The 10683-nt window shown below is 46.8% G+C and carries 10 protein-coding genes; 8 read left to right on the top strand and 2 right to left on the bottom strand.

The window, feature by feature from the left end; translation table 11 throughout:
• Positions 1–17: 17 nt before the first annotated feature.
• The 7 genes from ABCM67_RS08645 to queF all read left to right on the top strand — a co-directional run bounded on the left by ABCM67_RS08645 (position 18) and on the right by queF (position 7716).
• On the top strand, positions 18–1700 hold the full coding sequence (locus ABCM67_RS08645) for an ABC transporter substrate-binding protein (protein WP_147603704.1): 1683 nt from the start codon (positions 18–20) through the stop codon (positions 1698–1700).
• Between the two features lie 52 nt (positions 1701–1752).
• Positions 1753–3276 carry a glycoside hydrolase family 32 protein gene (locus ABCM67_RS08650; RefSeq protein WP_147603683.1) on the top strand — a complete coding sequence of 508 codons (1524 nt, stop codon included), beginning with the start codon at positions 1753–1755 and terminating at the stop codon, positions 3274–3276.
• 122 nt (positions 3277–3398) lie between these two features.
• A complete protein-coding gene (locus ABCM67_RS08655; RefSeq protein ID WP_342992747.1) occupies positions 3399–5054 on the top strand; it encodes an SEC-C metal-binding domain-containing protein in 1656 nt (551 codons plus the stop codon).
• A gap of 273 nt (positions 5055–5327) precedes the next feature.
• Complete coding sequence (gene queD, locus ABCM67_RS08660) at positions 5328–5777, top strand: 6-carboxytetrahydropterin synthase QueD (protein ID WP_021976186.1); 450 nt, start codon at positions 5328–5330, stop codon at positions 5775–5777.
• Positions 5774–6442: a putative 7-carboxy-7-deazaguanine synthase QueE gene (gene queE, locus ABCM67_RS08665; protein ID WP_021976185.1), complete on the top strand. Its 669-nt coding sequence runs from the start codon at positions 5774–5776 to the stop codon at positions 6440–6442. Before queD ends, queE begins: the two co-directional genes overlap by 4 nt.
• A 19-nt stretch (positions 6443–6461) precedes the next feature.
• On the top strand, positions 6462–7178 hold the full coding sequence (gene queC, locus ABCM67_RS08670; RefSeq protein WP_294409139.1) for a 7-cyano-7-deazaguanine synthase QueC: 717 nt from the start codon (positions 6462–6464) through the stop codon (positions 7176–7178).
• A gap of 43 nt (positions 7179–7221) precedes the next feature.
• The gene (queF, locus tag ABCM67_RS08675; RefSeq protein WP_015526640.1) at positions 7222–7716 is read left to right on the top strand and encodes a preQ(1) synthase; all 495 of its coding nucleotides are present in this window, start codon (positions 7222–7224) and stop codon (positions 7714–7716) included.
• 87 nt (positions 7717–7803) lie between these two features.
• On the opposite strand, the gene ABCM67_RS08680 is transcribed toward queF, so the two are convergent.
• A complete protein-coding gene (locus ABCM67_RS08680; protein WP_118170140.1) occupies positions 7804–8883 on the bottom strand; it encodes a nitronate monooxygenase family protein in 1080 nt (359 codons plus the stop codon).
• Between the two features lie 268 nt (positions 8884–9151).
• On the opposite strand from ABCM67_RS08680, the gene ABCM67_RS08685 reads away from it, so the two are divergent.
• A complete protein-coding gene (locus ABCM67_RS08685; RefSeq protein ID WP_342992748.1) occupies positions 9152–9478 on the top strand; it encodes a hypothetical protein in 327 nt (108 codons plus the stop codon).
• Here ABCM67_RS08685 and ABCM67_RS08690 read toward each other — a convergent pair.
• On the bottom strand, positions 9468–9887 hold the full coding sequence (locus ABCM67_RS08690; protein WP_044962367.1) for a PPC domain-containing DNA-binding protein: 420 nt from the start codon (positions 9885–9887) through the stop codon (positions 9468–9470). The genes ABCM67_RS08685 and ABCM67_RS08690 overlap by 11 nt on opposite strands.
• Positions 9888–10683 lie beyond the last annotated feature (796 nt).

Below are 10683 nucleotides of genomic sequence, written 5' to 3' on the forward strand. Positions count from 1 at the left end.
ACAGGAGGTTGATAATGATGAAAAAAAGAATGAAAGCATTATTGGCAATCGGGCTTTCTGCAATTATAATGGTATGCAGTGCCGGATGTGGAAATGGAAAAGAACACATGAAAGCAGAAACAGATCCGGATATCCCGGTGGAAGATGTGTCCTTTCCTCTGAAAGAAAAAGCAGAGCTGTCTTTTATTACCAGTGCACCTGCAACATCTACACAGGAACCTAATGAAAGAACGATTTTTAAAAGACTGGAAAAGCAGACCAATGTCCACATTGACTGGACCTGTTTTGTATCGGATCAGTTTGATGACAAAAAAAATCTGGCGCTGGCACAGTTCGGAAATCTTCCGGATGGACTTTTTAACGCAGGGATGAGTGATTATGATCTTCTTCGTTATGCCAAACAGGGAATCATTATTCCGGTAGAAAATCTCATTGATAAATACATGCCGAATCTTAAGGCTGTATTTGAAAAATACCCGGAATACAGAACAATGTGTACAGCACCGGACGGACATATTTATTCTTTCCCATGGATCGAGCAGCTTGGTGCGGGGAAAGAAGCCATTCAGGCAATTGGAGATATTCCCTACATTAATAAAAAATGGCTGGATTATCTGAAGCTGGACGTTCCGACTACAACTGAGGAACTGGAACAGGTTCTGGTCGCTTTCCGCGACAATGCAGATAAACTGGAAAAGAAATTCAACATTGAGGGTGGTGTGATCCCGATGTCCTTTATCATCAATAATGGTGATCAGGATCCTGCAATTCTCATCAACGGATTCGGAGAAGGATATGGTGACACCGGTGATCATTTTGCAGTGAAAGATGATGGAACCGTTATTTATACAACTGTACAGGAAGGCTATAAAGAAGGTATTCAGTGGCTCCATCAGTTGGTAGAAGAAAAGCTGGTGGATCCGGAGGCTTTTACCCAGGAATGGTCAACTTATGTTGCAAAAGGTAAGAACCACAGATATGGTCTGTGTTTCACCTGGGATATTGCAAATATTGATAACAATGAAGATTATGTAATGCTCCCGGCGCTGGCCGGTCCGGATGGTCTTGTAAATATCACAAGACAGAATAACAGTGAAACCAGTGGCTTTGACAGAGGAAGATGTGTTCTGACTACAAGCTGCAGAGACACGGCACTGGCAGCTGCATGGATCGATCAGATGTATGCACCGATCCAGTCTCCGCAGAATAACTGGGGTACTTATGGTGAGAAAGACTCCTTCAATATCTTTGAAATGTCTGAAAATGCAGAAGGTGGACAGATGCTGAAGCATATGGATCTTGGAGACGCATCTCCGGTAGAGGTTCGTGAAGCACAGTCTGTTAACGGACCGCTGGCAGTTCTTAATGATTATTATGATGTATATGTAACAGAGCCTGCAGATGCAAAATGGCGTCTCGACAATATGCATGAAACATATCTTAAGGATATGAACAGTAAATATGTGTATCCGAATGTATTTATGAGTATTGATGATACCAATAAGGTATCTCAGTACGACACGGATATCAAGAAGTATGCGGAACAGAAAAAAGCAGACTGGATCCTGAATGGCGGCATCGATAAAGAATGGGATTCCTATCTGAAAAAGATGGAGCAGTATGGACTGTCTGATTATCTGGCAATCAAACAGAAATATTTTGACCAGTATCAGAAGTCTCTTAGTGAGACAGAGAAATAAAAACAGAAAAAGATACCGGTCAGAAACATAAAAAAGAAAGAGAGAGCAGAGTATGAGTGAAAAACTTGAAAAAGCACGTCTTTATGAAATAGAGGAAGCAAAAAATATCCCGCAGGAAGAGAAACCGGCCTTTCATGTATCTGCACCGGTTGGCTGGATCAATGATCCCAATGGATTTTCTGTTTTTAAAGGAAAGGTACATCTTTTTTACCAGTATCATCCTTACAGCCGTGACTGGGGCCCTATGCACTGGGGCCATAGTGTGACGGAGGATATGATCAGATGGGAGCAGCTTCCTGCAGCGCTTGCACCGGATCAGGAATATGATCGAGAGGGATGCTTTTCCGGAAGTGCTATTGAAGCGGATGGAAAACAGGCTTTGATCTACACAGGAGTTACAACAGAAAAGCTGCCGGATGGAAAAGAAGAAGTCCGGCAGAATCAGTGCCTTGCCTGGGGTGACGGAAAAGATTATGTAAAGGTAGAGAAAAATCCGATAGTCACCGGGGATATGCTTCCGGAGAAATGCAGCAGAGTTGATTTCCGTGATCCGAAGGTATGGGAAGATAACGGAACATACCATATGCTCGTAGGATGCCGCAGCGAAGAAATTCCGGGACAGGTAGTTCTGTTTTCCAGTAAAGATCTGAAAGAATGGAAATTTGAAACAATTCTTGCTGAGAACTCCACAGGAGAAATCGGCGTTATGTGGGAATGCCCCGATTTCTTTCCGCTCGGGGATAAACATGTGCTGATCTGTTCTCCGCAGCATATGCGGGCAAAAGGGTATGAGTTTCATAATGGACATAATTCCCTGTATTTTACGGGAGATTATGACAGCGAAAAACATACATTTGAAAAAGACGCACCGGTAAGTCTGGACTACGGACTTGATTTTTATGCGCCGCAGACAACCCTTCTTCCAGATGGAAGAAGAGTGATGATCGCCTGGATGAAATCCTGGGATAGCTGTGTGATCAAGGAAAAGCAGAGATGGCAGGGAATGATGACTCTTCCGAGAGAGCTGGAATATCGTGACGGAAAGATCTGGCAGAAGCCGGTCCGGGAAATTGAGAATTATCGGAAAAACCGTTGCTGTTATGAGAATGTAAAAGTGGGTGAGAGCTTAAGCCTTGAAGGCGTCCGTGGCCGAATGATCGATCTGACTGTGGAACTGCAGAACGCAGATGGCATCATGGATGGAAGCAGGAACTCCGGAAATCCAAATCAGGAAGCATTGGATGTGTACAATGAGTTCCGGATCGAGCTTGCACGCAATGAAGAATATACAACGGTCTTTACCTATGATCGAAAAAGACAGATACTGGAGATCGACAGAACCTGGAGCGGGGTGCAGCGTGATGTTGTATGTACAAGAAAGCTCCAGATCACAGATGACAGACAAAATCTGAAGCTGCGTTTTATCCTGGATCGAAGCTCCATAGAGCTTTTTATCAATGATGGAAGCAAAACTGCGACTACCGTGATCCCAACACCGGTAGAAGCAGATGAGATCCTGTTTCACAGTGACGGAAATGCGGTGATCCAGGTTGAGAAATATGATATTGTGTTGTAGAAGCCTCTCAAATATTGACAATTTCTCCGTTTTTGTATAACATAGGGGAAGTTGCTTACGCCGGATCAGGAGTTATTCGTATCTTCTGATCCGGCATATATTTACAGGAGAGGAACACAGGAATGTTTTATCAGTTAAAAATCACAAGAAAAGGAACGAAACCGCCGGTATGGAGACGCTGTACTGTTGCGGCTGACGTTACATTTGCAAAGATGGCAGCCATGCTTGAAAAACTGGTTCAGTATCCGGCAGGCAGCCTATATGAGATTGAATTTTTTCAGAAAAAAGTACAGATCCGTGAGAATGGTGACGGAGAAGCAAAGAATAATTTCACATTATTAAATGCAGGCGAGACAGAGACTGCAGAGCTTATGGATTCCGAGAAATGGTTTACCTTCCGTCAGTATGGCGCGGATAAGGAAGCTCCGGAATACAGAGTTGATATTGAGAAGAAAGACGAGGGAACAGCAGAAGCTCCTTCTATTATAAAAGAAGTAAAGGGTGAGGATGATCCGTACTGGACAGAGGCACCGGAGCTGGGATGCACTGCAGCAGTTGAGACAGAGGCGGAAACAGCCAAAGCATCGGAAGACATTGCTGCAACAGTAGCAGCAGTAGAGGCAGCAGCCAGAGCTGCAAAAGCAGATGAGGCAGCCACAGGCAGCAGAAGAAATCCTACAGTAAAAGATTTCCTCATGTCCTATCGTAAAGAAGACCTTCTCAGCATTGCAGGTGAGCTTGGACTTCACTGCAGGGGAATGGAGCAGGAAGAGATCGCCGCAAAGGTTGCCGCAGAGGTTCTTAAACCGGAGGTTATGAAAGCAAGCTTCCTCGTAGCAGACGATCAGGAGGTACTGGCTTTTGAGGCGGCTATTCAGAGAAAATGCTTCCATGTTGCAGAGGATGAGTGGAATACATTAGAGCGGCTGAACGATATGGGCTACCTTGTTTCCTACAGTGATGATTACGCAGAAGTTCCGGCAGAGGTTGCAGCTGTTTACGACCAGATCAATACACCGGAATTCCGGACACTTCGCAGCCAGGTAAACTGGCTGAAGGATTGTCTTATTATGGTAAGCTATCTGTATGTATCTGCACCGGCAAAGACCGTATATGAGATGTTTAAGCAGAGAAAAGGCTTTGACATCGGATATGACAGCTTCATCGAGCTGTATCATACCATTCCGGAGAAGGCCTGCATCTGTGAGCTTGCGGAGGATCAGCTGATCCTGAAATCCGCACTGGTCAATAACATCTACAAGGATATCGAGAGACGTCAGGGCGGACGGAAATTCTATATTCCGTCAGTAGATGAGATCCTGGATTATTCCGAAAACGGTTATCCGACAAAATCTGCTTCTTACCAGAGACTGGGCAGATTCCTGCTGGATGAGATGAAGGTTTCCGATGCAGTGAAGGATCAGGTACTGTTCTTTATTTACAAAGAATGCTCCATGGATGGCAGAATGTCAGCGATCATGGAAAACCTGAACCAGAAGGGGATCCAGTTTAACGATGAGCAGCTTGAGAAATTTACAAAGCTGATCATGGAGGCAAACAATAACACAAGAATGCTGGAATTCCGCGGTTACACACCGAATGAGATCTCAGGAGCAGTATGGCCGTTTGCCACAGGCAAGCCGCACACTGCAATGCCGAACAGCTTTGTGCCGACAGCAATGCCGATGCAGCCGGCATCTGCAAGAAAAATCTATCCCAACGATCCGTGTCCGTGCGGAAGCGGTAAGAAATATAAGAAGTGCTGCGGAAGAAGATAGTTCCGCAGGAAATTTACAGTGGTTCCGGAGCTGATACAGTTGAGTTTTTGAGATAGTATCGCCGGGATATCATACAAATTAAATATAAGACAGTTCGTTTGTACCATCCTGTCTATAAATAAAACCAGGGCTGAAGAAGATGTGAGAATCAGGGCAGACTCGTGGCGGGTCTGCCCTTTTTTTACTTTAACTGGATCAAGGCCGGGAATCCCGGTTTTTTTTATTTATGGAAATATTCGGGTGGTGTGACAGATCCAGAAGGAGGAAAAATTTATGTATCAGTTAAAAACAGAAGCAGATTTCGATTCGGCACACTTTCTGTCCGGTTACACCGGCAAATGTTCCAACATCCATGGTCATCGCTGGCATGTGGAGATTGAGATCGAAAGCCGGAAGCTGGAGAAAAACGGTCAGGGGCGAGGGATGCTGGTAGACTTCGGAGATCTGAAAAAGGATCTTCGGGAGCTGGCAGATTCCATGGATCACACGCTGATCTATGAAGAAAATACATTACGTCCGAAAACGCTGGAAGCACTGGATGAGGAAGGCTTTCATCTGGTGAAGGTTCCCTTTCGCCCTACAGCAGAGAATTTTTCAGAATATTTTTTCAGGAAAATGGAAGAAAAGGGCTATCCTGTAAAAAGAGCTGTTGTTTACGAAACACCAAATAACTGTGCAGCTTACCGGGAAACGGAAGAAGAAACGGAGGCGGTATGGCTATGAGTACCTATCAGGTTGTAGAGAAATTTGTCAGCATCAACGGAGAGGGCAGACGGGCAGGAGAGCTTGCCGCTTTTATCCGGTTTAAGGGCTGCAATCTTCAGTGCAGCTATTGTGATACCAGCTGGGCAAATGAGCCGGGATGTGAGAGTGAAAGGCTGACAGAAGAAGAGATTCTTTCCTGGATCCGTGAAACAGGCGTAAAAAATGTGACACTTACAGGCGGGGAACCACTTTTACGGAAAGGCATGGAGGAGCTGATCGAGGCAATCCTGGAGGATCCATTCCGGCGGGTGGAGATTGAGACCAATGGAAGCGTAGATCTGAAGCCTTATCATATATTAAAAAAACGTCCGTCCTTTACCATGGATTATAAAGCACCGGACAGCGGCATGGAAAAAGAGATGCTCCTTTCCAATCTGGAGCTTCTGGGCAGTGAGGATACGCTGAAATTCGTGGTCAGCAGCCGCAGAGATATGGAAAAAGCTCTGGAAATCCTGGAAAAGTACAGGCTGGTCGGAAAAACGGCAGTTTATTTCAGCCCTGTTTTCGGCAGGATCCAGCCGGTGGAGATCGTGGATTTCCTTATGGAAAAAAAGCTCAACGATGTAAAGCTTCAGATCCAGCTTCATAAGGTGATCTGGGACCCGCAGAAACGGGGAGTATGACAGGAAAACATATCACAATATAACAAGAAATACCGCAGAAAAGGAGAACGCTATGAAAGCACTTGTACTTGCAAGCGGCGGTGTGGATTCCACCACCTGCCTGGGGCTTGCCGTAAACAAATATGGAAAAGAGAATGTAATTGCATTAACAGTAGCTTACGGACAGAAGCACACAAAAGAAATCGAGGCTGCCAGAAAAACAGCAGAATATTACGGAGTGGAGCATCTTTATCTGGATCTGGAGCCGATCTTCCGGTACAGTGACTGCTCGCTGCTGAAGCATTCAAACAGAGAGATCCCGCACGAAAGCTATGCAGAGCAGCTGAAGGAAACCGATGGCTCACCGGTTTCAACCTATGTGCCGTTCCGGAACGGATTATTTCTTTCCTCGGCAGCAAGTATTGCGCTGTCAAAAAACTGCAGTGTGATCTATTACGGAGCACATGCGGATGATGCAGCCGGAAATGCATATCCGGACTGCAGCAGTGCGTTTCACAATGCGATCAACGAGGCGATCTATCAGGGAAGCGGCGGCCAGCTGAAGGTTGAGGCGCCTTTTGTCAGCTGCACAAAGGCAGAGGTCGTAAAAACCGGTCTGGAGCTGAATGTTCCTTATGAACTGACCTGGAGCTGTTACGAAGGCGGCGAAAAGCCCTGCGGTGTGTGTGGAACCTGTATTGACAGAGCAGAGGCATTCCGGCTCAATGGAGTGAAGGATCCGGCACTTGACAGATAGATCGGATCATAAATATCCGTTTGACCATAGAAAGGAAAAAAATATGAGCAGAGAAAACCTGGAAAAAGAAGGGATCACCCTTCTCGGAAATCAGAAAGTAAAATATCCGGACAATTATGCTCCGGAGGTACTGGAAACATTTTTGAACAAGCACCCGGACAACGATTACTTTGTAAAATTTAACTGCCCGGAATTTACAAGCCTTTGTCCCATTACCGGACAGCCGGATTTCGCGACGATCACGATATCCTACGTACCCGGTGAAAAAATGGTGGAGAGCAAATCTCTGAAGCTGTATCTTTTCAGCTTCCGCAATCACGGAGATTTTCATGAGGATTGCGTGAACATCATTATGAAGGATCTGATCCGTCTCATGGATCCGAAATACATTGAGGTCTGGGGAAAATTTACGCCGAGAGGCGGCATTTCCATTGATCCATACTGCAATTACGGAAAAGCCGGAACCAGATGGGAGGAGATTGCCTGGAAACGTCTGACAGAGCATGACATGTACCCGGAAAAGATCGATAACCGGTAGAAAAACTAAAAGTCCCTGTTTTCACTGCGAAAAGCAATGAAAGCAGGGGCTTTTTGTTTAGGTGCGCCTAGCGGCGCAGGTTTATCTTTATGACAGCCGGATGCACTCCGATTCTGTGTCAAACAGATCAGCGATCACATCGTGCACGGTTTCGATCTTATCTGCCATATAGGCCTTTGCTCCGCAGAACAGCAGGCCGTTTTCCACGTCGCCCTTTACGGCGGCGATCAGCTTGTCTGTAATGCAGTAAGGGATCTCGCCGGGGGAACATTTGGCAAGGCAGCGGTGGCAGGGACTGTGCGGGATCTTTTCTCCGGCCATGACGTGCTGCATGAAGGGATTCATAATGGCACGTCCCGGCATACCTACCGGACTTTTTACAATGGCAATGTCGTCCTTTGCGGCGTGGATCAGGGATTCTTTCAGCCGGATGTCTGCGTCACATTCTTCCGTTGGGATAAAACGGGTGGCGACCTGAACGCCGTCCACACCAAGATCAAGGACATGCTTTACATCCTCGTGCGTGGCGATGCCGCCGGCAGCTACTACAGGGATTTCCGTGCCGAATTTTGCGGCATAGCTTTTTACAGTCTGGACGATCTTTCGGATCTCATTGTCGTAGGCTTCCGGTGTATAGGAATCCAGCTCTTCCTTGTGGAAGCCCAGATGACCGCCTGCCTGGGGACCTTCGATCACCACAAGGTCTGCAGTGCGCTTGTACTTTCTTTCCCAGTATTTCAGGATAACCTTTGCAGATTTGTCCGTTGAGACGATGGGGGCAATCTTTGTTTTGCTTCCGCTGACAAGAGCAGGGAGCTCTGTAGGAAGTCCTGCACCGGAGATGATCAGGTCAGCGCCGGCATGGACAGCGGCTTTTACATGAGATGCGTACTCCTTCAGTGCAACCATGATGTTGTAGCCGATGATACCGTCAGGAGAAATCCTGCGTGCTTTTTTCATCTCGGACAGGATAGCCCGCTGGTTGGCTTCTTCGGTATTCCGGTCGAAATCCTTTTCCCGGTAGCCGATCTGAGCGGTGGAAATGATTCCGATCCCGCCTTCCTTTGCAACGGTGCCTGCCAGACGGCCAAGGCTGATGCCGACACCCATTCCACCCTGGATCAGGGGAAATCTTGTAAGTTTATCACCGATTTTAAAATTCTTCATAATGATCAGATCCTCACATTCATTTGCGTTCTTTAAATGATTTTAATATAAAATAGTTTTATCATCAAAGTATATCATAACAGGGGAATTTGTCAATGTAAATGTCGGTGAATCAGGGAAGTCCTCTGCTTCAATTGCGAATAGCTGTTTGACCAGATTCTGTTAAAATCCACTTTGTTGACAGAACAGAAAATATCAGGCAAATTCACAGTGATATCAGCTTTACAGAAAACTGTAAAGTGAATTAGAGGAAAAGGGAGGAACAGGTATGCGAAAAAAGACGAGTACCATCATGGCCTGGCTGCTTGCGGCGTCCGTGACAGTCACATCTCTGTCAGCGGGAACAGTGACGGCCTATGCACAGGAGGAAATGCCGCTGGCGGAAGCCGGAACCGCGACAGAGAGTGCGGAAGAGTTTGGCGACAGCAGTGACAGCATTGCAGATATTGCGGAAGAGGGCAATATTGAAGCTAAAGAAAAGGGTGAGCTGACAGCATTATGCTGTGTAGTTTCACCCTTTTTATGTGTGATGAAATTTTTAAACTGTAAAGCAGTAGACTGTGTCCGGAATCCCTCTGGCAAAATCAGAATTTAAACAGATTCAGACCGATCTCCTGACTGAACTCACGGCCGATCTCTCCGTCGATCACCTGGATCTGGATCTCGGCAGTAGCGCTGATGATGGCACGGTTCAGATGACCGCCGTGTACATGGCCTTCCTCGTCACCGGCTGCGATATGGAGATGAAGATAAACGTCACCGTCTTTGCGGGTAACGGTACCGGTAAGTGATACGATCTCAAACGCTCCCTGGAACTGAATAGAGTGGTATTCCTTTGTCACTGTGTTGTATACGCCTGCAGTGAAATCATTGATGGCGCCAAGGCCTGTGACCTGTGCAAGGCGGATATTCTCTTTTTTTGCAACCTTGCCGATCTCCTCCAGGATCTCTTCCTTCGGATCAAGACGAAGATAGATCGTGTTTCCAAAACGTCTGTATTCCATGATAAAAACCTCCCTTTGTGTGATATTTGCCCTAAACAGCGGCGGATGTTTTTATCCGCTTGTCAATAAGTATAATACATTTTATTTTTTTTCGGAAGACCTGGGAAAGAGAATGCCGGAGTCTCATGCCTGTGCGAGAGATTTTTTTTGACGTCTGCTCTTAGCATTGGAGGCTGGCGGGGATACGTTTGAGGTTTCGTTAGGTGGATGTGGTTGAGGGACGCCAGAGGAAGGTGACATTGGCCCGGGAGTGGATGCAGTCGGGGATGTTTTTGCGGTTTTGTGGGTGGATGTGGTTGAGGGACGTCAGAGGAAGGCGGCATCGCTCCGGGAGTGGATGAAGTCGGGGATGTTTTTGAGGTTTTGAGAGGTGGATGTGGTTGAGGGACGCCAGAGGAAGGTGGCATCGCTCCGGGAGTGGATGCAGTTGGGGATGTTTTTGAGGTTTTGAGAGGTGGATGTGGTTGAGGGACGCCAGAGGAAGGAGGCATCGCTCCGGGAGTGGATGTAGTTGGGGGTGTTTTTGAGGTTTTGTTAGGTGGATGTGGTTGAGGGATGCCAGAGAAAGGTGGCATCGCTCCGGGAGTGGATGCAGTCGGGGATGTTTTTGAGGTTTTGAGAGGTGGATGTGGTTGAGGGACGCCAGAGGAAGGTGGCATTGGCCCGGGAGTGGATGCAGTTGGGGATGTTTTTTGAGGTTTTGAGAGGTGGATGTGGTCGAGGGACGCCAGAGGAAGGTGGCATCGCTCCGGGAGTGGATGCAGTCGGGGATGTTTTTGAGGTTTTGAGAGGTGGA

The organism is Blautia sp. 2227st1_G12_2227SCRN_220401 (assembly GCF_039062885.1).
Taxonomy (GTDB): domain Bacteria; phylum Bacillota; class Clostridia; order Lachnospirales; family Lachnospiraceae; genus Blautia_A; species Blautia_A fusiformis.